Annotated in this window: 15 protein-coding genes and 2 pseudogenes; 5 read left to right on the top strand and 12 right to left on the bottom strand. The window is 66.9% G+C overall.

Annotated elements, in window-relative coordinates; genetic code table 11:
- Positions 1-350 precede the first annotated feature (350 nt).
- Entirely contained in the window at positions 351-3284 is a 2934-nt protein-coding gene (locus VD972_RS11250) for an Ig-like domain-containing protein (protein WP_324985122.1), read from the bottom strand.
- A gap of 533 nt (positions 3285-3817) precedes the next feature.
- Between VD972_RS11250 and VD972_RS11245 the strand changes: the two genes are divergently transcribed.
- Positions 3818-4228, top strand: a complete 411-nt coding sequence (locus VD972_RS11245) for a hypothetical protein (RefSeq protein ID WP_324985119.1) — start codon at positions 3818-3820, stop codon at positions 4226-4228.
- A gap of 8 nt (positions 4229-4236) precedes the next feature.
- Here the strand turns inward: VD972_RS11245 and VD972_RS11240 are convergent, their stop codons facing one another.
- From VD972_RS11240 to VD972_RS11230, 3 genes are all read right to left on the bottom strand, one after another.
- Positions 4237-4581, bottom strand: coding sequence for a metallophosphoesterase (locus VD972_RS11240; protein ID WP_324985116.1), 345 nt, complete (start codon positions 4579-4581; stop codon positions 4237-4239).
- A complete protein-coding gene (locus VD972_RS11235) occupies positions 4562-7825 on the bottom strand; it encodes an ELWxxDGT repeat protein (RefSeq protein WP_324985114.1) in 3264 nt (1087 codons plus the stop codon). Before VD972_RS11235 ends, VD972_RS11240 begins: the two co-directional genes overlap by 20 nt.
- A 303-nt stretch (positions 7826-8128) precedes the next feature.
- A complete protein-coding gene (locus tag VD972_RS11230) occupies positions 8129-8713 on the bottom strand; it encodes a hypothetical protein (protein ID WP_324985112.1) in 585 nt (194 codons plus the stop codon).
- A gap of 469 nt (positions 8714-9182) precedes the next feature.
- On the opposite strand from VD972_RS11230, the pseudogene VD972_RS11225 reads away from it, so the two are divergent.
- Both VD972_RS11225 and VD972_RS11220 read left to right on the top strand, forming a co-directional pair.
- A pseudogene (locus VD972_RS11225) lies at positions 9183-9308 on the top strand (glutathione S-transferase family protein); the annotation flags it as partial.
- Between the two features lie 27 nt (positions 9309-9335).
- Positions 9336-10049 carry a glutathione binding-like protein gene (locus VD972_RS11220; RefSeq protein WP_324985132.1) on the top strand — a complete coding sequence of 238 codons (714 nt, stop codon included), beginning with the start codon at positions 9336-9338 and terminating at the stop codon, positions 10047-10049.
- A gap of 253 nt (positions 10050-10302) precedes the next feature.
- On the opposite strand, the gene VD972_RS11215 is transcribed toward VD972_RS11220, so the two are convergent.
- Genes VD972_RS11215 through VD972_RS11190 form a run of 6 tightly spaced genes read right to left on the bottom strand, consistent with a single transcriptional unit; the run spans position 10303 to position 16261 of the window.
- Positions 10303-12069, bottom strand: coding sequence for an ABC transporter substrate-binding protein (locus VD972_RS11215; protein ID WP_324985129.1), 1767 nt, complete (start codon positions 12067-12069; stop codon positions 10303-10305).
- A gap of 32 nt (positions 12070-12101) precedes the next feature.
- Positions 12102-12380 carry a DUF2160 domain-containing protein gene (locus VD972_RS11210; protein ID WP_324985109.1) on the bottom strand — a complete coding sequence of 93 codons (279 nt, stop codon included), beginning with the start codon at positions 12378-12380 and terminating at the stop codon, positions 12102-12104.
- A gap of 5 nt (positions 12381-12385) precedes the next feature.
- A complete protein-coding gene (locus VD972_RS11205; RefSeq protein ID WP_324985106.1) occupies positions 12386-13183 on the bottom strand; it encodes a carbohydrate ABC transporter permease in 798 nt (265 codons plus the stop codon).
- The gene (locus VD972_RS11200) at positions 13180-14052 is read right to left on the bottom strand and encodes a sugar ABC transporter permease (protein ID WP_324985103.1); all 873 of its coding nucleotides are present in this window, start codon (positions 14050-14052) and stop codon (positions 13180-13182) included. Before VD972_RS11200 ends, VD972_RS11205 begins: the two co-directional genes overlap by 4 nt.
- An 18-nt stretch (positions 14053-14070) precedes the next feature.
- The gene (locus VD972_RS11195; RefSeq protein ID WP_324985100.1) at positions 14071-15159 is read right to left on the bottom strand and encodes an ABC transporter ATP-binding protein; all 1089 of its coding nucleotides are present in this window, start codon (positions 15157-15159) and stop codon (positions 14071-14073) included.
- Positions 15146-16261 (bottom strand): ABC transporter ATP-binding protein, encoded by a 1116-nt coding sequence (locus VD972_RS11190; protein ID WP_324985097.1) that lies wholly within the window; start codon positions 16259-16261, stop codon positions 15146-15148. Before VD972_RS11190 ends, VD972_RS11195 begins: the two co-directional genes overlap by 14 nt.
- A 275-nt stretch (positions 16262-16536) precedes the next feature.
- Between VD972_RS11190 and VD972_RS11185 the strand changes: the two genes are divergently transcribed.
- Positions 16537-17913, top strand: coding sequence for an AmpG family muropeptide MFS transporter (locus VD972_RS11185; RefSeq protein ID WP_414654046.1), 1377 nt, complete (start codon positions 16537-16539; stop codon positions 17911-17913).
- Positions 17914-17931: 18 nt separating this feature from the next.
- Here VD972_RS11185 and VD972_RS11180 read toward each other — a convergent pair whose 3' ends face one another.
- On the bottom strand, positions 17932-18909 hold the full coding sequence (locus VD972_RS11180; protein WP_324985094.1) for an MBL fold metallo-hydrolase: 978 nt from the start codon (positions 18907-18909) through the stop codon (positions 17932-17934).
- A 62-nt stretch (positions 18910-18971) separates the two neighbouring features.
- Complete coding sequence (locus VD972_RS11175; RefSeq protein ID WP_324985091.1) at positions 18972-20621, bottom strand: hypothetical protein; 1650 nt, start codon at positions 20619-20621, stop codon at positions 18972-18974.
- Positions 20622-20868: 247 nt separating this feature from the next.
- Between VD972_RS11175 and VD972_RS11170 the strand changes: the two are divergent.
- A pseudogene (locus VD972_RS11170) lies at positions 20869-21256 on the top strand (S-methyl-5'-thioadenosine phosphorylase); the annotation flags it as partial.

The following is a 21256-nucleotide window of genomic DNA, read 5'->3' as shown; positions in this document are numbered from 1 at the left end:
TCGCCAAGGAGGAGCCCGCCTGGGAACCGGCGGCGCCAGAGAACTTGCTGTTGCCAGCCAGAGGAAAGGTCCCCGTCAGCTCACACGAGGGACCTCCGTGACTCGTGGGCTCAATGAGGCTGGGGTTCCGCTGTGAGTTCTCCTCAGCGAGCTGAGCCATGGTCTGAGCGTCTTCTTGCTCACCGCAGCCGGCAAGGACTGCCATGAAGAGCGGGAATGCATACCGGTTCAATTTCATACGGATCCCTCCAGAGGTACACCCCGTGCTCGTCGGGTCCGTCAACAGACACCCGAAGTGGGCGGAGGAGCTATCACCCATCCGGGTTCACCCTCTCGGGTGAGGGCTACGTCTACAACCAGCGCCGGCGGCACTCGAGCCTGGGATGATGGGGTCGTACAACCAGCCTCCGCTCCAGCCCTGCTGCGGTTCCCAGCACCGGCTCGGGCGAGATCGTGAGGAGAGCTCCCTTGTCAGGCATGGATAGAGCGTCGTTCCTCGGCTTTCTTGCTACAGCACCAGACCTGGTCAATTGCTTCCACCACGAATCGCTACGCGCCCCTGGGCGAGACTTGAGCCAGCGCCTGCGGAGAGCCACGGACAATGTCAGCAAGGCCCAGGTAGCTGGGAAGGCGGGGGCTGTGGCGCAGCTCCAGCCGTAATGGCTCTTCTTGATGATGACGATCGTGAAGCTGAGTTCTGCGGAGTCAGAACTGACATTGCCCACCGCATCTCTGGCAGTGGCCTTGACCTGGTGGTCCCCCTCAGTCAGCTCCGTATCCGGACTGAAGACCCAAAGCCCCGTCCCGGTCGCCGCGGCTGTCCCTGCCTCTGTCCCATCCAGCCATATCGTTATCGTGCCATTGGGTTCCGCCATCCCGGCAATGACTGGCTTCTGGGTATTGAAGGTTTCAGGCAAGCTCATCTCGGGAGCTCCTGGTGGCATGGTGTCGACCGTGAAGCTGCGGGTCACGGAGGTAGGGTTGACATTACCCACCGCATCCGTCGCTGTCGCCCGCACCGTGCGCGGCCCATCGGCCAGAGCCGTGGTGGGCGTGAAGTCCCAGCTACCCGCTGCATCTGCTATGGCGGTACCCACGGACGAGTCATCCACGATGAGGGTGACGGTGCTACCCACTTCCGCCGTGCCACTGTAGGTTGGCGTGTTGTCGCCGATGGTTGAGCCGTTGGCTGGGGCCACCACTGCCGGAGCGGCTGGCGGCGTGGTGTCCACCATGAAGGTGTTGCGGGAGTCGGCACTGGTGTTGCCCACCGCATCTGTTGCTGTTGCCCGCACCGTGCGCGGCCCATCGGCCAGAGCCGTGGTGGGCGTGAAAGTCCAGTGACCTGCCGCATCCGCCGTGGCGGTACCCACGGGCGAGTCATCCACGATGAGAGTGACGGTGCTGCCCGCTTCCGCCGTGCCGCTGTAGGTTCGCGTATTGTCGCGGATGGTCGAGCCGTTGGCTGGGGCCACCACTACCGGAGAGGCTGGAGGCGTGGCGTCCACCATGAAGGTGTGGGTGCTGGAGTGGGCACTGGTGTTGCCCACCGCGTCCGTCACTGTCGCCCGCACCGTGCGCGGCCCATCGGCCAGGGCCGTGATGTGCGCGAAGTCCCAGTTACCCGCCGCATCCGCCATGGTGGTACCCACGGGCGAGCCATCCACGATGAGGGTGACGACGGTGCTGCCCGCTTCCGCCGTGCCACTGTAGGTTGGCGTGTTGTCGCGGATGGTTGAACCGTTGGCTGGAGCCACCACTGCCGGAGCGGCCGGAGGCGTGGCATCCACCATGAAGGTGTGGGTGCTGGAGTCGGCACTGGTATTGCCCACCGCATCTGTTGCTGTTGCCCGCACCGTGTGGGGCCCATCGGCTAGGGCCGTGGTGGGCGTGAAAGTCCAGTGACCTGCCGCATCCGCCGTGGCAGTACCCACGGGCGAGTCATCCACGATGAGAGTGACGGTGCTGTCCGCTTCCGCCATGCCACTGCAGGTTGGCGTGTCGTCGACGGTCGAGCTGTTGGCTGGAGCCACCACTACCGGGGCGGCTGGAGGCGTGGCGTCCACCATGAAGGTGTTAATGCTGGAGTGTGCACTGGTGATGCCCCCTGCATCGGTTGCTGTCGCCCGCACCGTGTGGGGCCCATCGGCCAAGGCTGTGGGGGGCGTGAAGCTCCAGTTCCCCACCGGATCCGCCATGGTGGTACCCACGGGCGAGTCATCCACGATGAGGGTGATGGTGCTGTCCGCTTCCGCCATGCCGCTGTAGGCCGGCGTGCTGTCGGAGGTCGTCGAGTCATAGGCCGGAGCCACCACAATCAGAGCGGAGTACACCTCCGCTCTTCGGTGGCCGCCGCTTACCAGCACATTGCCTGAGGACAACAGCGTCGCCCTGTGGGTATCTCGGGCCGTGGCCATAGAGCCCGTAGGGCTCCACGCTCCGGTAGCCGGGTCATACAGCTCCGAGCTGCTGCGGCCGGTGACCAGCACCTTGCCTGAGGGCAACAGCGTCGCAGAGTGGCTATAGCGGCCCTTAGCCATAGAGCCCGTGAGGGTCCACGCCCCGGTGGCCGGGTCGTACACCTCCGCGCTGTACATTGTGTCATGTCCTCCAGCTACCAGCACCTTGCCTGAGGGCAACAGCGTCGCCGTGTGGCCATAGCGGCTCATCGCCATAGAGTCCGTGGGGCTCCACGCCCCGATGGCCGGATCGTACACCTCCGCGCTGCCCCGTGTGCTCATGCCTCCGGTAACCAGCACCTTGCCTGAGGGCAACAGCGTCGCCGTGTGGCCATAGCGGGCCGTAGCCAGAGAGCCCGTGGGGCTCCACACTCCGGTGGCCGGGTCGTACACCGCCGCGGAGGGAAGGCTGCTCCCCCAGCGATAGCCTCCGATGACCAGCACCTTGCCTGAAGGCAACAGCGTCGCAATGTGCTGCTGGCGAGGCCCAGCCATAGAGCTCGTGGGGCTCCACGTCCCCGTGGCTGGGTCGTACACCTCCGCGCTGGCGAGGTCGTTCCCAAACAAGTCCGTGCCTCCGGTGACCAGCACCTTGCCTGAGGGCAACAGCGTCGCCCTGTGGTGATTGCGGCCCATAGCCATAGAGCCCGTGGGGCTCCACGCCCCGGTGGCCGGGTCGTACACCTCCGCGCTGGACCATCCGCCATAGCCTCCGGTGACCAGCACCTTGCCTGAGGGCAACAGCGTCGCCGTGTGGTAGAGGCGAGTCGTGGTCAGCGCGCCTGTGAAACTCCACCCCGGGCTTACCATGAGGGGGGCCACCATCCCCCCCTCCACTTCCACTCGCTGCGCTGCCACCTGCCAGTCTTTCAGGCTCCTCGTTTGTTCCTCTACCCCTGAAAACAGGTTGCAGCCCAGACCCCCGCCCACCAGCAGTAGCAGCAACAGTCTCATCGGGCCCATGGGCGATGCGGGTACGCTCCGCAGCGGTAAACTCCTCATGTCAGAGCCTTCTCGTGATTCGTGAGGCTTTCCGGACAACCGGGCTGCAAGCCACACACCAGGCGGCTCCCAAGTGGGTGCTGCTTCCACTGTCAGGGGCGTCAGCCATTGAGAGCGCCTAACAAAAGTCAGGTTTGAAGGCGCCGGAACAGTATCAGGCACGAGCCTAGAACGAGGAGGCCGAAGTGGACAACGTCCCGGCGTTCATCACGTACTTGCAGGCGCCGCTGCTGATGCCGCGTCGGCGCAGGCCCCCCGATGAAGGGGGCGCGAATCAAAGCCGTTGCCTATACTCCTTTCGGGTGATTGACGGACCCCACGGGCCAGCCCACCCTGGGCACTTCTTGTGGAGGCCCTTGATCATTCAGTCCGCCGTGCCACTGATGATTACGGTGCTGGGCTGCGCTTGCGCGTCGACGCCCTACGCCATGATCGACGGAACGCGAAGCAGCCGCACGGACGCCAGCGAAGCGGATGTCATGGTTGTCGGCATCGATGGCCGTCTCATGCGCCCCAGAGGCCTCATGAATGTCGAGCCGGGAGTCCACGCTCTCTATCTCGCGACCACTCGGAGTGACCGTCGGGGCGCGCACACCGCGCAACACTTCGAGCTGAAGGCCGAGCCTTGCATGCGCTACGTCATCTCAGCGCAGCATCGCAACTCCATCGACAGGGAGGACTGGGACCTCGTGGTCAAGTCAGTCGAACCCATCCCTGGATGCCCGCTCCCGAAGGAGACCCAGAGCTCCGAGGCCGCATCACCGTAGAGCTCTGTCTACTTCGCCGGGCTGGCTGTGCTGAAGCCGAAGCGGCGCAGCCACTGGTGCGCTTCTTCTTCAGTTCCTGGCCTCAGGCGCCACTCTTGCCGCCTCCTCCCCCTCCTGGAGGAGCCTCGAGGAAGATCCCCACCACCTCGGGGGACTCGTCGCGGTAGGGGGGGGCCGAGGTAGTCGGGCCACTGGCGCTCGGTGACTTCGTCCGGTCCGTGCACCAGATCGCCGGTGAAGACCAGGACGCTGTCCTCCGGAGACTGCTCGCAGAGAGCCAGCATGCGCTGGAAGTCCCGGAGGTTGCCCTGGATGTCGGTGGCGACCATGAAGTCATTGCGCTGGAGGATCACACTGGGGACACTTGCGGCCCAGCTGGCACAAGGACCAGAGCCCAAGGATCCCAAGCCACATCCAGATCGCCGCTCCGCCGGGCCCCGCGCCACAAGCACACCCCCCGCCATCCGTCTCGGCCGGAGGCGGCTTCACAGGGTCCATGCCGCCGGGAGGGGTGCCGCCGGGATTCGTACCGCCGTCGCCAGGGCCTGGGGGCGGCTGAACGGAGGCCGGCCGGACTTCGACATTGAACGTGCAGCGCGAGGTGTTGCCCGCCGCGTCCGTGGCGGTGGCGGTGACCCGGGTCGCACCCCACAGGAAGGAGCTCCCGGAGGCAGGCGCATAGCTCACGGAGGGTGACGCGGTGACGGCGTCAGCCGCGTCAGCCTGGAAGGTGGCGGTGGCGCCCTGGCCTGGCGCAGGCTCCTGCACGCTGATGTCCGCGGGGCATGTGAGCTGGGGAGGTATGGTATCGCGCACGATGATGCTGAAGGAGCAGGAGGGCAGCGGGTAGCCCGGATCCCTGGCCTCCGCCGTCACGGTCGTGGTTCCCAGCGAGAAGGTGCTCCCTGAAGCCAGGCTGTAGCTCACGGCGAGATCCTGCTGTGCGTCGTCGGCCAGTGTGGCCTCCGGGTACGTCACCGTGGCGCCCGCGGCGCTCGTGGCCTCCGTGGTGACGGTGGTCGGGCAGGCCAGGGATGCGAGCGGCATCATCTGCGGCTCCCGGCCGTGCACTCCATCATCCGCCGCGAACACCAGGTGGCCGCGGAACCTCAGGGCAGTACCCGGCAGTCGATCCACCGATGGGGGCTGCACCTGGGCCAGATGCACCGTGCCTTCGGGTGTGCCGTCCGTGCGCCACAGCTCGTCCCCCTCCGGGCTGCCCACCGGAGCTGGCGCGATGAAGTAGGTGAGGTCGTGAACCTTCGCGAACACCCCCAGCCCGCCCGGGAATTTGCGGACCTTGACCGTGCCCTCGGGTGTGCCGTCCGTGCGCCACAGCTCGTTGAAGTTGCCGGCGACGAGCAGCTCTCCGCGCACCTCACTCAGCGGGACTAACGGGACACCGGGAATGGACGTCTGGATCGGCGTCGTGCCCTCCTTCGTCCCGTCCGTCTTCCAGAGCTCGATGGGGTTGTTGCGCGCGAAGAAGAGCGTCTGTCCCTTCATCACGAAGTTCCCCGCGCCCGTTCCGGTCAACTCGCCCGCCGCGGGATCGCGCACCAGCATGGTTCCCTCCTCCGTCCCGTCCGTCTTCCATAGATCACTCCCATGCACTCCGTCGTCCGCGGCGAAGAAGAGCGTGCCATCGTCCCGAGATTCGAGCGCAGCATAGCGAGTGAGGCCGTGCGCTGGCCCCGGGTTGATGTCTTTCACCAGGGTGGTCCCGTCCGGCGTGCCATCCGTCTTCCACAGCTCGCGCCCATGCGACCCATCCTCCGCGGTGAAGTAGACCCACTTACCCACCGTGAGGAGCTTGGACGGAGACGCGTCCCCGTTGGGCCGGATGTCCTTGATCAGCTGGGTGCCCGTCCCAGTACCGTCCGTGCTCCAGAGTTCGATGCCGGCGTGGTTCACGGCGCTGCCAGCGGCGGTGAACACGAGCTTGCCATCCACCACAGCATGGAAGTCGAAGTAGGCATTGAAGAAACGAGGGCTGCTTGCCACGAGGCCCGTGCCTGCTGGCGTCCCATCGGTGCGCCACAGCTGTGCACCTTGAGTATCGTTTACGGTGAAGTAGATGTGCCCGCCCAGATGCATGAGCGGGTGATCATTGACGGGTTGGTCGGTCAACTTCAGCGTGCCCGCGGTCGTCCCGTCGCTCGCCCACAGCCGCCGCCCGGCGAAGCCGTCCAGCGCGGTGAACAGCACCTTGCTTCCCAGACTCACGGGCGTCCCCGGATTCGAGCTGGAGGGCTCGGAGCGTATGTCCTTGAGGAGCGCCGTGCCTGACTCCGTCCCCTCTGTCTTCCACAGCTCCGCCCCCATCCCCGGCGCGTCGTCCGAGAAAAGCAGTGCCCCGTCCATGCCGACCATGGCGGGTGGTTGGCCGGGCAACTCCAACGGCAACGGCCCTGTGCGCACCTTGAGGGTTCCACTCGCGGTGCCGTCCGTGCGCCACAAGTCACGGGTACCTCCTCCTTCCTCGGCGAGGAAGTAGAGCAGCGAGCCACTCGGTGTGAGATGCTTGATCGCCGCGCCCGCGCTGCCAGGGCGCAAGTCCTTCACCTGGGCGGTCCCCGCCGCGGTGCCATCCGTCTTCCACAGCTCTTCGCCCTGGGCCGTGGTGCTGGCGGTGAAGTACAGCACGCTCCCCACCGCCACGCCTCTGGCCGTGCCCACGGGGCTCACCGTGCTCCCGCTCAGCAGCGCCGTTGTCCCGGCGGACGTGCCCTGGCTCAACCACAGCCGCGACCCACCCGAAGGATTGGAGGCGGCGAAGAGGAGCGACGAGCCCAGCGACTGCAGCCACTGGATCCCAGAGGACTCCGTGCCTGTGCGGCCGTCCCACACCAGCACCGTGCCCGCCTCGGTACCGTCCGTCTTCCACAGCTCACGCCCGAGCACTCCGTCGTCCGCGGTGAAGTAGAGGGTGTCTCCGACCACCGTGAAATTCCCAGGGGCCGACCCGCCCGCACCAGGCTGGATGTCCTTGACCAGCGCGGTCCCCGTCGCGGTGCCGTCCGTGCTCCACAACTCCAGGCCCTGCGCCGCGGTGCCGAGGGTGAAGAAGCGCCGCCCGCGCACAGCGCTGGACGCCTCGCCTGTTCCCGTCGCGGTGGTGGTCCAGAAGCGCGTGGCCAGAGTGCCTTCCACGCGCCAGAGCTCCAACACCGGCCAGCTGCCGTCACGGAAGATGATCAGTGCATTCCCAAGGGCTCCTGACCGGATCGTCGAGTTCAAGTAATTTCCGGACGAGTCCCGCACCTGCTGAGTGCCTGCCTCCGTGCCATCGCTGCGCCACAGGGTGGCCAGTCCACCGTTCACGTGGTCCGTGAAGTAGAGGGCGCCGTCCACGGCGCCCCACGTATGGGACGCGGAGAGGGAGACGGAGGGGCCATACGGTCCAAACGGGATGCTGGCGCTCTTGACCCGCACCGTACCCGCGGCTGTCCCGTCCGTCTTCCACAGCTCCCGGCTGCCTCTGCCATTGTTCACAGCGAAGAACAGGGTATCCCCTGCCTGCATGAAGTGCCCGGGTGCCGCGGACTCCGTGCCGGGAGCGAGATCCGCCAGCAGCGAGGGCCCGCCGTCTGTCATCGCCTGCGCCTGGAGGCGCAGCTGGGCAGCGTCCTGCCCTGGAGTTGGAGGGGCGCATGCGGCCATGACGATGGCTAGCAGCGCGAAGATTCTGCAAGGAGAGGGAGATGGGTACATGAGGCCGCCCCAAAGAGGTGCACTGGCGGCGCGGAGAGGAAGGCCGCACCCCTGGTGAAAGTTGCTCCGTGATGAAGAACCGGGTCCGACGGCCCATACGCCGCTTGGAGGCAGGCGTCAGGCCAATGCATATGAAGAGAACTCTTGCTGATGGACGTCGGCCAGCGGAGCGAGCCGCCCAGTAGCTCAGCAGTAGCAGCCATTAGCGCAGCTGCGCGACCACGAGTACTGATCCTGTGTGGGATCGCAGTAGTTGCAGATGTTGCCGGCCTGCTTGGCTCCGGAGAAGTAGGTTGTCCTGTTGATACAGCACTTGTTGGACGCGACCGGGTTGTCGAAGCTGCGCGACTGCTGCGTCGTAGATGCGCAGCTCTCGACTCCTGGAGAGCCGAGCTTGATCGGCCTGGCGATGACCTTGAACGTGTGGGAGCCACAGGTCACCCCGTAGATGAACTGCCAGCCCTGGGAGCAGGTGTAGTCTCCAGAGCCTACAAAGGTCCCGTCGAGATAGTAGTCGAGGTGCGCGCCGTTCACGTCTCCACCGATGAAGGAGCACGTGCCCGTCGCGGTCATCACGTTATTTGAGACGGCGATGCTCGTGGTGCTTGAAGATGCCGTGGCGCCATAGCAATTGATGGCGCTCTCCATACTTGAGAGCGGTGCCTCCATGGGATCGAGTTCATCCTCCCCCGCCGCGATGCAGCCCACACCCGGGATGAAGGAGAGGCTCACGAGCGTGAAGAGCGCTAGGGTGTGTCGCGATGGCTTCATAAAGAGGAGGACTCCAGTGGGTAAGCGTTCACGATATGCATCAGTGCAGGCCTGACGGGCACCGTGCGCCGTCTTACCTGCCACCGCGTTGTACACATGACTTGGCGGTAGCGATATCACCCGCTCGGGTGATGTCTGGCTGGCCGTTCCATATCTGTTCGCGTTGATCGGTACGGCTACTCAGGGCGTGGAGAACCCGCCAAGCGTGCCCTCCCCCTGGATGCGAGGACTGCTCGCGGCGTTGGCGGATCTCAACGACGAGGTCGTGGCAGGCAGGCGCCATGAAGGGGCTGCTCGAAGAGCTGGTCCAGCATCCCGACCCCCAAATCATGAGCCTGCTGGAGCGCAGCTCCCGCTGGGGTGAGCTTGAGAAGCCCGAACCAGGAACCGCGCATTCAAAGTATAGGCGGAATGGGAGCCCTCTTGCTGGGGGGCGGGCTGGTGCAGGGAGGCGGAGGAGGCTCAGCTCCCCTATCGTGTGGAGAGCGCGCCTTTTCGCGACCGCAAGGCCCAGCACTTCGCGCACAAGCCGTTCGGCCAGGCGCCGTGGCTGACCGACGGCGACCTGACGATCTTCGAGAGCGGGGCGATCCTGCTGCACCTGGGGGAGCTGAGCCCGGCGATGCTGCCGCCCGATCGGCGCGGCCGAGCTGAGGCGATCCAGTGGCTGTTTGCGGCGCTCAACTCGGTGGAGATGGCGAGCCTGCCCTGGTCGATCTTCCACTTCACCGGCCAGACCGGGGAGGCGTCAGGCTTCAAGTTCTTCGACGACTTCCTCAAGGCGCGGCTTGCGCACATGGAGCCGGTGCTGGCGGGGCGCGAGTGGCTGGCCGGGAGCTTCTCCGTCGCCGACATCCTCATGGCCGACGTGTTGCTGCTGGTGGACCGGTTCGAGGGGCTGGCGGCCTATCCCGCCTGCCGCGCCTATGTCGCCAGGGCGACGGCCCGGCCGGCTTTCGTGAAGGCGCACGCCGACCAGCTGGCCCATTGCCGACCAGGCTCTGGGAGAGCTCTCCCAAGCAGGTGCGGAGGAGGCGAGCGCGGGGATAGAGGCAGCGGCCAGCAAGAAGCGGATGAAGCAGCGGACGCCGCGAGTGGACTGGGCCGAGTTGCTCAGGAGGACTTTCGACTTCGACGTGTTCGCCTGCGTCGGGTGTGGAGGCAGGCGGCGGGTCTTGGCGTACGTGAAGGGAGCACGAGGGGTGCGGGCGATTCTGGAGCACCTGGGCTTGTCCACAACAGGTGCGAGCCTAGCCCCGGCGCGAGGGCCACCCCAGGCCGCGTGGTGTTGAGACTCAAGACAGCCAAGCGGCCCAAGCCCCTGCCATGCACCTGATGGGAGCGCAGCCTGGGCAGGCGTGTACCCAAGGGGGCTGTGCGGCCTGCACACCGGCCGGGAGCATCACTCGGACGGCCCCGTCAGGGGCCCTCCTCGGTCCCCGTGCACCCTCCCCCTTCCCCTCAACTGGCCCCCATCCCTCTTATGCACCACGGATTTGGTCCAAATTTGGTCCCCCAAGAACCGATTTGGTCCCGAAATGCAATGGAGGGGGCGGCGATCGAACCCGCCGCCCCTCAGGCTCCGGGCGTTACTTCACCCGGCCTTCCTTCCAGGCCTGCAGGAGTTGCTCGTAGGGCACCGTCTCACCCTTCGGCTTCTCGTTGGCCAGCTTCTTGTGCGGCGCCTTGTCCGCGGACAGCCACTCCTTCGGATCCTTCTCCGGGTTGAGCTTCGGCGGGCAGTTCTTCATCCCCGCCCGCTCCAGCCGCGCCAGCACGTCGTCCATCTCCTTGGCCAGCTTGTCCATCGACCCCTGCGGCGTCTGCTCCCCCGTCACCGCCAGGCTCACGTTCTGCCACCACAGCTGCGCCAGCTTCGGGTAGTCCGGCACGTTCGTTCCCGTCGGCGTCCATGCTACTCGCGCCGGGCTCCGGTAGAACTCCACCAGCCCGCCCAGCTTGTCCGCCACCTTCGTCACGTGCTCCGACTTGATGTCCGAGTCACGAATCGGCGTCAGCCCCACCAGGAACTTCTTCAGCGACGTCGTCTTCGCCACCGTGAACTGCGCGTACAGCCACGCCATCTTCCGCCGCTCCAGCGGCGTGCTCGTCAGCATCGTCCACGAGCCCGTGTCCTGGTAGCCCAGCTTCATCCCCTCCTGCCAGTACGGACCGTGCGGCGACGGCGCCATGCGCCACTTCGGCGTCCCGTCCGCGTTCACCACCGGCAGCCCCGCCTTCGTCAGCGGCGCCGTGAACGCCGTGTACCAGAAGATCTGCTGCGCAATGTTCCCCTGCCCCGGCACCGGCCCCGCCTCGGAGAACGTCATTCCCGAGGCCTCCGGCGGCGCGTACTTCTTCAGCCAGTCGATGTACTTCGTCAGCGCGTACACCGCCGCCGGCCCGTTCGCCTCACCGCCGCGCGACACCGAGGCGCCCGCCGGGTTGCAGCCCTCCACCCGGATGCCCCACTCATCCACCGGGTTGCCGTTGGGGATGCCCTTGTCACCCACACCCGCCATGGACAGCCACGCGTCCGTGAAGCGCCACCCCAGCGACGGATCCTTCTTCCCGTAGTCCATGTGCCCGTACACCCGGACACCGTCGATCTCCTTCACGTCATTGGAGAAGAAGTTCGCGATGTCCTCGTACGCGCTCCAGCTCACCGGCACGCCCAGCTCGTAGCCGTACTTCTTCTTGAACTTGTCCTTCAGGTCCTGCCGCGCGAACCAGTCCGCCCGGAACCAGTACAGGTTCGCGAACTGCTGGTCCGGCAGCTGGTACATCTTCCCGTCCGGCGCCGTCACGAAGCTCTTCGCCATGAAGTCATCGATGTCGAGCGTGGGCAGCGTCACGTCCTTGCCCTCGCCCGTCATGAAGTCCGACAGCGGCACCACGAACCCGTACCGGAAGTGCGTCCCGATCAGGTCGCTGTCGTTCACGTACATGTCATAGATGTTCTGGCCCGACTGCATCTGCGTCTGCAGCTTCTCGATGACGTCGCCTTCCTGGATGAGGTCGTGCTTCACCTTGATGCCAGTGATCTCCTCGAAGGCCTTGGCCAGCGTCTTGGACTCGTAGACGTGGGTGTCAATCGTCTCGGAGACGACGTTGATCGTCTGCCCGCGGTACGGCTTCGCCGCCTCGCGGAACCACTTCAGCTCCGTCAGCTGCTGCTCACGCGTGAGCGTGGAGGGCGTGAACTCCGAGTCCACCCACTTCTCCGCCGCCTTCTCCAGCGCGGCGGTGTCCTCCGCCGCGGCGGCCTGCGGCTGCTGTGCGGGGTTTTGCTCCTGCTTCGGTGGTTCTTCCTTCGCCTCCTTCTTACAACCCGCGAAGGAGACAGCCACGGCCACAGCCAAGGCGCTTCTCAATACGTTCTTCAAGACTACCCCCATCTTCCGATGACGAGCATGAACAGCAACGACAGACCTACGGCAACCCACTGCGAAGCTTCCGTCAGCCCGAGCCACGCGAGGTTGATCCACGCGCTGCCCATCAGCCCGAGGAACAGCCGATCCCCTCGGGCGGTAGGCATGGGCAGAAATCCGCGCCGGGGCACCGACGGCGACACCACGCCCCACACGGTATAGGCGGCGATGAACGCCGCGATGGCCACGAAGAACAGGGCCGTCTCCAATGTCCACGCCATCCACCTGAGGTCCATGGCGCTCAGACCCTCCCCAGGGCGAAGCCCTTGGCGATGTAGTTGCGGACGAAGTAGATGACAATCGCCCCCGGCACCAGCGTGATGACGCCCGCGGCCGCGAGCACGCCCCAGTCCATGCCGGCCGCGCTCACCGTGCGCGTCATGGTGGCGGCAATCGGCTTGGTGTTCACCGAGGTGAGCGTGCGCGCCAGCAGCAGCTCCACCCACGAGAACATGAAGCAGAAGAACGCCGTCACCCCCACGCCCGAGCGCACCAGCGGCAGGAAGATGCGCACGAAGAAGCGCGGGAAGCTGTACCCGTCGATGAAGGCCGTCTCGTCTATTTCCCGCGGCACTCCGGACATGAAGCCCTCGAGGATCCACACCGCCAGCGGCACGGTGAAGAGCATGTGCGCCAGCGCCACGGCCCACGGCGTGTCGAACAGGCCGATGCTCGAGTAGAGCTGGAAGAAGGGCAGCAGGAACACCGCCGGGGGTGCCATGCGGTTGCTCAACAGCCAGAAGAACAGGTGCGTGTCCCCCAGGAAGCGATAGCGCGAGAACGCATACGCCGCCGGCAGCGCCAGCAGCACGGACAGCACCGTGTTGATGCCCACGTAGGTGAGCGAGTTGATGTAGCCCTGGTTCCAGTCCCGATCCGTGAAGATGATGACGTAGTTGGCCAGCGTGGGCGCCTCGGGGAACAGCGTGAAGCCGCCGAGGATCTCCTCGTTCGTCTTCAGCGACATGCCCACCAGCCAGTACACGGGCACCAGGCTCAGCAGCAGGTAGACAGGCATGGCGAAGCGGGACACTCTCATCGGGCCTCGCCCTGCCCCGCGTGCGTCATCGCGGTGTAGAAGATGTAGCTGAACAGCAGCACCACCAGGAAGTAGATCAGCGAGAACGCCGCCGCCGGCCCCAGGTCGAACTGCCCCACCGCCAGCCGCGTGAGGTACTGGCTCAGGAACGTGGTGGAGTTGCCCGGCCCACCGCCCGTGAGGACGAACGGCTCCGTGTAGATCATGAAGCTGTCCATGAAGCGCAGCAGCACGGCGATGGTCAGCACTCCGCGCAGCCGGGGCAGTTGGATGTAGCGGAACGTGGCCCAGGCCGAGGCGCCGTCGATGCGGGCCGCCTGGTAGAAGGGCTCCGGGATGGCGCGCAGGCCCGCGTAGCACAGCAGCGCCACCAGCGGCGTCCAGTGCCACACGTCCATGGCCAGCACCGTGAGCCACGCATCCAGCGCGTCCGCCGTGTAGTTGTAGTCCAGGCCCAGCTTGTTCACGGCCACGCCCAGCAGGCCGATGTCGCCCCGCGCGAAGATCTGCCAGATGGTGCCCACCACGTTCCAGGGAATGAGCAGCGGCAGCGCCAGCAGCACCAGGCTCACCGACGCGGCCCTTCCGCGCATGGGCAGCACCAGCGCCAGGGCGATGCCCAGCGGAATCTCGATCGCCAGCACTGCCAGGGAGAAGCCGAGCTGCCGCCGCAGCGCGCCGTGCAGCTCCGAGTCCCTCAGCACCTTGCGAAACCACTCCGTGCCCACGAACACGTGCTGATCCGGGCCCAGGATGTCCTGGACGGAGTAGTTCACCACCGTCATCAGGGGAATGACGGCGCTGAAGGCCACCACCACCAGCACGGGCACCACCATGAGCCAGGCGCGATTGTTCGTCGGCTTCTCCAAGTCCTCTCCTCCCTCCGCTCAGGTGACGGCGCGGCCGTCCACGTAGAGGGTCGTCCATTGCACTGGGAACTCCAGCCAGCAGCTCTCTCCCGCAGCGATGCGCTCCTCCTCCGGCAGCCGTACCTTCACCACCTGCTGCCCCAGCCGCGCCGTGGCGATGCGGTAGCGCCCCAGGTCCTCCACCTGCGCCACCTCCGTCCGCACCGAGGCTGGCGTGCCCTCCGTCACCCGGCGCACGAACTCCGGACGGATGCCGAGCCGCAGCTCGCCCCCGCTCGCCTTCCCTCGCGCGGCTACTTCCGGCGGCAACGGGATGCGCTGCCCCTCCACCACCGCGGCGCTCTCCTCCACCGTGCACGGCAGCAGGTTCATCCCCGGGCTGCCGATGAAGTACCCGACGAAGGTGTCCGCCGGGCGCTCGAAGAGCTCCTGCGGCGTGCCCGCCTGCACCACCCGGCCCAGGTTCATCACCACCACCTGGTCCGCCAGCGTCAGCGCCTCCACCTGATCGTGCGTCACGTACACGAGCGTCACCTTCAGACTCTCGTGCACCTGCTTCAGCTTGCGGCGCAGCAGCCACTTCACGTGCGGATCGATCACCGTGAGCGGCTCGTCCAGGAGAATGGCTGCCACGTCCTTGCGCACCAACCCTCGCCCCAGCGAGATGCGCTGCCGCATGTCCGCCGACAGCCCGCTGGCCCGCCGCTTCAGGTCGCCGGTGAGCTCCAGCAGCTCGGCCACCTCCTCCACCCGCGCCTGCGTCTCGGCCCGGCCTACCCCGCGGTTGCGCAGCGGGAAGGCCAGGTTCTCGGCCACCGTCATCGTGTCGTAGATGACCGGGAACTGGAACACCTGGGCGATGTTGCGCTCCTGTGGCGGCGCCGCCGTCACGTCCACACCGTTGATGAGCACCTGCCCCCGTGAGGGCCGCACCAGGCCGGAGATGATGTTGAGCAGCGTCGTCTTCCCGCAGCCGGAGGGCCCCAGCAGGGCGTACGCGCCGCCGTCCTGCCAGACGAGCTCCAGCGGCTGCACGGCCCAGTCCTTCTCAGACGCAGGTGACGGGACGTAGGCGTGGCCTACGCCGCGCAGCTCAATGCGAGCCATTCGCCGCCTCCACGAGGTGGGCGGGAGGAGCGGCCACGAGCCGCCCCTCCGGGCTGAACGCGAACACGCGCGCCGGGGACAGGAAGAGCTCCAGCCGCGCCCCGAATGGGTGCCGGTGGATGCCCTCCACCTGCGCGGTGACGGAGAGGCGCTCGTGCGTCGCGTGGATGAGCGTCTCGGAGCCGCTCACCTCCTCCACCTCCGCGCGCGCGGGCAGGCGCACGTCCATGGCTGAAGCGGGCGCGAGCCGCAGGTGGTGGGCGCGCAGGCCCAGCCGGTACCGCCCGGGCGTCAGGGAGCGCAGGTGCCCACTCAGCGGCAGGGCCACCTCGGGCGAGAGCCTCGCCTCCGTGGCGGACACCTCCACCTCCCACAGGTTCATCTGCGGATCGCTGAACACCTGGCCCACGCGCTCGGTGGCGGGGGCCTGGTAGACCTCCAGCGTGGACCCCACCTGCAGCAACCGCCCCTCGTGCAGCACCGCCGTGCGCCCGCCCAGCAGCAGCGCCTCCGCGGGCTCCGTGGTGGCATAGACAATGACCGCGGGGCGATCCCGGAAGATCTGCCGCATCTCCGTGCGCAGCTCCTCGCGCAGCTTGTAGTCCAGGTTGGCCAGCGGCTCGTCCAGCAGCAGCAGCGAGGCGTCCTTCACCAGCGCGCGCGCCATCGCCGTGCGCTGCTGCTGCCCGCCGCTCAGCTCCGCCGGCAGCCGGTTCAGGAAGGGATCCAGCCGGAGTACCGCGGCCGTGTCCCGCACCCGCTTGTCGATCTCCTGCTTGCTCAGCTTGCCGGCCAGGCGCAGCGGCGAGGCGATGTTCTCGTAGACGGTGAGCGAGGGGTAGTTGACGAACTGCTGGTACACCATGGCCACGTTGCGGCGGCGCACGTCCCAGCGCGTCACGTCCACCCCGTCGAAGCGGATGGCGCCCGAGGTCGGCCGGTCCAGCCCGGCCATCAGCCGCAGCAGCGACGTCTTCCCCGCCCGGGTGCGCCCCAGCAGGATGTTGAACGAGCCCGGTTCGAGCTTGAGGTGGATGTCCGCGAGGTGCAGCTCCCCGCCGACGATCCGGCCCACCGTGTCGAGTTCGATGCCTTGCCTCAACGAGCTCCCCTCAATTGCCCTGTGCCGCGGGCCGGCAATCTAGGAGGAGCCTCGGGCCGGAGCCAGTTTCAAATCACGACGCCCCAGGTCTCGCCGCAGCGCGGCGTCCTCCATGGGAGGACGGTTACAACGAGGGTGTTCGGGTCCGGCTCTTCCGCCCCGCATGCCCGCGCGCTGGCAGCGCCGCCCCTGAGCAGGCAAGCGGACACTCTCTCCGAGGCAGCAAGCGTGCGAAGTGAAGGGGAACGCGTAGAGTGCGTCACCACAGCCTCCCTATGTCCTCACCTTCCATCGCATCCATCCTGAGAAGCCCCCGTGTGTGGCTGATGCTGGCGCTGGGCTTCTCGTCCGGCCTGCCGCTCTACCTGACCGGCAGCACGCTGGCCGCGTGGATGACGAACGAGGGCGTGTCGCTGAAGACCATCGGCATCTTCTCGCTGGTGGGGACCTCCTACACCTTCAAGTTCGCCTGGGCTCCGCTGATGGACCGCTACTTCCCGCCCTTCCTGGGTCGGAGACGCGGATGGCTCGTCGTGACGCAGGTGCTGCTCGCGGGCGGCCTCGTTGCCATGGGCCAGGTGAACCCACGCACGGATGCGGTCGTCATGGCCGCGCTGGCCGCCCTGGTGGCCTTCCTGTCCGCCAGCCAGGACATCGTCGCGGATGCCTACCGGACCGACCTGCTGACCGAGGCCGAGCGCCCCCTCGGTGTGACGACCTTCACCCTCGGCTACCGCCTGGGGATGATCTTCGCGATGGCGATAGCGCTCACCCTGTCGGACATCGTTGGGTGGAAGTACAGCTACGTCGTCATGGGCTCGCTCATGTCCGTGGGCATCATCGCCACCCTGCTGGCCCGCGAGCCGGAGGTGACGCAGCGTCCGCGCTCCCTGGTGACGGCCGTGGTGTACCCGTTCCTGGACTTCTTCGGGCGCTATCAGCGCGCGCTGCCCGCGACCGTGAACCCGGTGCTGGGCTTCTTCAAGCGCTACCAGGTGCCGATCCTCATCCTGCTCTTCATCGTCCTGTTCCGTGTGGGAGATGCCATCGCCTTTCGGATGACGACCCCGTTCGTCTTGAAGCTGGGCTTCACCAACACGCAGCTGGGTGTCATCCAGAAGGGCGTGGGCATGGGCGCCGCCATCACCGGAGCGGTGGTGGGCGGCCTGCTGGTGGTCAAGCTGGGTCTCCGGTGGAGCCTGCTCCTCTTCGGCAGCGCGCAGGCGCTCACCAACCTCTTCTACATCGGGCTCCACGCGCGGGGGGTCGATCCCTACTTCCTCGCGCTCACCGTGGGCGCGGACAACTTCGCGGGAGGTATGGGCAGCGCCGCGATCACCGTCTTCCTGACGGCGCTCTGCAACAAGAAGTTCTCCGCCACCCAGTACGCGCTGCTCTCCAGCCTGGGCGCGGTGCCCATGCAGCTGCTGGGCGTCTTCTCGGGCTTCCTGGCCGAGTCCCTGAGCTGGCCCACCTTCTTCGCGTTCACCACCTTCGCCATGGCTCCCGCGCTGCTCGTGCTGCTGTTGATTCCTCGTGAGGCAGGCCTGGCGCCGCAGCCCGAGGCCGAGACGGAGCAGCTCACCCGTCCCTCATTAGCTCCCGAGGCCACGGCGGAGCTGGCCGCCTCGGCCAAGAAGGGCACTGGCTGAGCAGCTCGAGCCGCGGGGCTACCGCGCGCTCACACAGCCCGGCGCCCCGCCAAAGAACTTCTCCCAGGCGTCGCGGTCGTGCGCGGGCAGGAAGTGCAGCTCGGGCGCCAGCTCGTGGAGCTGGTGGAGCCGGGCCACCGAGCCACCCGCACCGTGGGTGTCCCCGTCCGTGAAGAACTGGATGAGGGTGCTCTTGGGCAGGCGCCGCTCGATGGACTCCGTGAGGCTGACGGTGTCACCCACGTGCACCAGGCGCCGCGTGGGCGACAGGTTGACGAAGGTGGCGATGCTGCCCGGCGTGTGGCCTGGGATCTTTGTCACCACGAGGGCTCCGTCTCCGAAGACGTCGAAGCTCTCGGCGAAGGTCTCATAGGGCTTGGGCTCGAACGCCATGGCCGTCATCCGCCCCTCTACCGCCTTCGCGTGCTCGGACACGACGGCAGGACTCCTGGCGCGGATGAGCTCCAGCTCCTCGGGCGGGAGCAGCACCGGCACCTGGGTCAGCTCCACCATGCCGCCCATATGGTCCTGGTGCGCGTGGGACGGAATGAACCACTTCAGCCCCTCCACGGTGGCCCCCGTGCGCTGGAGCGGCGCGGTCACCGAGGACTTGTCATAGAGCCCGTTGAGGGCCACCGCCGTGAAGAGGCGCGTCAGGGGCGACAGGCCCTTCGTCTCCTCACGAACGTTCGGGCTGTAGCCTGCGTCGATCAGCACGTCGCCCTGAGGGTGACGCACGAGCAGCCCGGAGGCCGTGTTCTTCCAGGTGCCCGTGCGCGTCAGGCCCGCTGTGCCGAGCTGCCCCCAGACCTCACTGCGCGAGAACTCCAGCCAGCACACCTGGAGCGGGGGCAGCGCCTCCAGCGTGGGCAGCGCGCGGGCCTGGGGCAGGGCGGGGGGGAGCTCCGCGGTCAGGAGCTTCACGCCCCCCGCAATGAACGCGAGCACAACGAGCGCGCCCGTGAGGCGCCCCCACCGGATCTTCGCCTGGGCCATGCCTCAACCTACCACGCGGAGCAGGGCCACAGCGGCGAGCCCCGGCGCCGGAGCCCGCTCGCTCAGGGGCTGGAGTGGCTCGAGCCTGGCACCTGCGCGGGCGGGGCCAGGAAGTTCGTGTTGCTCATGAACAGGCCCTGCCTGGGCAGCTCGTCACAGCGAGGGCCCTTGTAGCGCAGGACATAGAGGCCACTGTTCTCGTCCGAGATGTAGATGAGGCCGTTGTAGAGCATCGGGTGGGGCCACACCCACACGTCGGGACTGTCTCGAAACCGCTCCACGACCTGCGCCGCGGGCCTGGGCACGAAGACCCCGACCTCCATCGGGAGCACGGGGTTGGAGATGTCCCAGGCGCGGAGCCCCGCCGAGTACCAGGAGGTGAAGAAGAGGTTGGGAAACACCAGGTGCTGGTGCGGAGAGAACTCCCGCTGCAACGCCGGGTCTCCGGGGCCGCCCACGAAGCAGTTCGCCTCCAGGTTCTCGGGCACCAGGTAGCGCGAGACGAACTGAGGGTTCTTCTCGTTGGAGACGTCCAGGATGGTGCCCCAACTCCACGGGCAGGTGTCGGTGCCATTGCGCTCGCCGGACACCAGCAGGTAGGGCCGTCCCGGGACCGGGTAGATGGAGTGCTCCGTCCATCCGTAAGGCGGCGTGAGATCCACCCGCGCCTTCGGATCCGGGTTGAGCTTGCGCAGGCAGAGATTGGGATCGGTGTTGCTCGTCTCGTCCACGGTGACCGTGTCGCGCGTGCACGGCAGCTTCAGGGCGAGCCGCGTGCTGTCGAGGATGTAATAGCCCCCATGGATGTTGGCCACATACACCCGCGTGCCGTCGGGAGAGACGGACATGGAGTGGACGTTGTTGCGCTGGATGGGCGGCTTGCCACCCGGGTCGAAGCGGAAGTGATCGTCGCGGTACTCGGAGGGATCCACCGGCTGAGTGCGTGGCAGTGCCGGCGTGAGCGTGAAGGTGGCCACAGGCATGCTGCTCACGGGGCCCGTGGGTGGGGCCATGAGCTCGAAGACGCGCAGGGAGGGCTCCCGCACATCCCCCAGGTGGATGGAGGAGTAGAGCAGGAAGCGCGCGGGTTCCCGCGGATCACGCCAGAGGAAGAACTCGTGTGGACGATCCTGCCCCAGGGAGAGCGTCTGCTTGAGCACCGGGCGGCGACAGTCGGTGATGTCGTAGATCTGGTAGTTGTTCACCTCCCCGGTGTCAGGCCCGACCTCTCGAAAGTTCATGATGATGAGGGTGTTCGCATCGGGGATGGTGCGCAGCTCCCGAGACGTCGCGTTGAGGATGGTGGGGAACGACCCTACGACTGTGGGCCTGCGGGGATTGGAGATGTCCACGATCAGCACCTCGGGCGGCAGAGCGGGTGTGCCGAATGCGGGCCCCGTCCCGGGCCTCCGTCCAATGCGACTGCCGACGTAGAGGCAATGGCCCGAGATGCCGAGCGGACCGTTGCGCCCCCGCGCGATGCTACCCCCAGGATTGGGCAACGGGTTGTAGCCGATGACCTGGAAGTTCTCGATCTGCGGCAGGCGCTCCAGCGGCTCACGCAGCGCTCCGATGATGGGCCGTGGTGCCTTCCTGAAGGGCGTGTCCACGAAGCGCGGATCGGTTGGGCGCCAGCTTCCACTCATCGCCTGCTGGGCTGTGGCCTCTCCCAGCCCGAGGATCGTGACGAACAGCACGATCCCCCACCGCACAGGCACGGCCCTCCACCCGCAGCCTCTGATTCCGTTCCGCATCATGTCCCCCTGTGTGGCTCCAGTGAGCCGCCACCCTAAAGGAGACACGCTTCCCTCACGATGGATCCGGAGTCGGGCTCCCGAGGAGCAGGGTCAACACACGCGCCAGGCAGGCCGGCCCGCCGCGCCCTTCGGTGGCATGGCCCTCAGCCGGCCCCAGCCTTCGTTGTTGCCTCTCCGCGGCGTGGGGGGAAGACTGCCCCTCATGCCCACTTCCTCAAAGCCGGTCATCGGAATCATCGGCGGCAGCGGCCTTTACCAGATCGACGGCCTGACGGACGTCTCCTGGCGCAAGGTGTCATCGCCCTTTGGAGAGCCCTCGGATGAGCTGTGCTTCGGCACGCTCGAGGACCAGCCGGTGGTGTTCCTCCCTCGGCACGGCCGCGGCCACCGCCTCCCTCCCTCCGAGCTGAACTTTCGCGCCAACATCGACGCGCTCAAGCGCAGCGGCGTCACGAACATCCTGTCGCTCTCGGCGGTGGGCAGCCTGCGCGAGGATCTGGCTCCCGGCACCTTCGTCGTGGTGGACCAGTTCATCGACCGGACCTTCGCCCGGCAGAAGAGCTTCTTCGGCACTGGCTGCGTGGCCCATG

The organism is Hyalangium sp., assembly GCF_035629615.1.
GTDB lineage: Bacteria > Myxococcota > Myxococcia > Myxococcales > Myxococcaceae > Hyalangium.
Note: the sequence above shows the minus strand (reverse complement) of the source record. Positions and strands in the feature narration are given on the sequence as shown.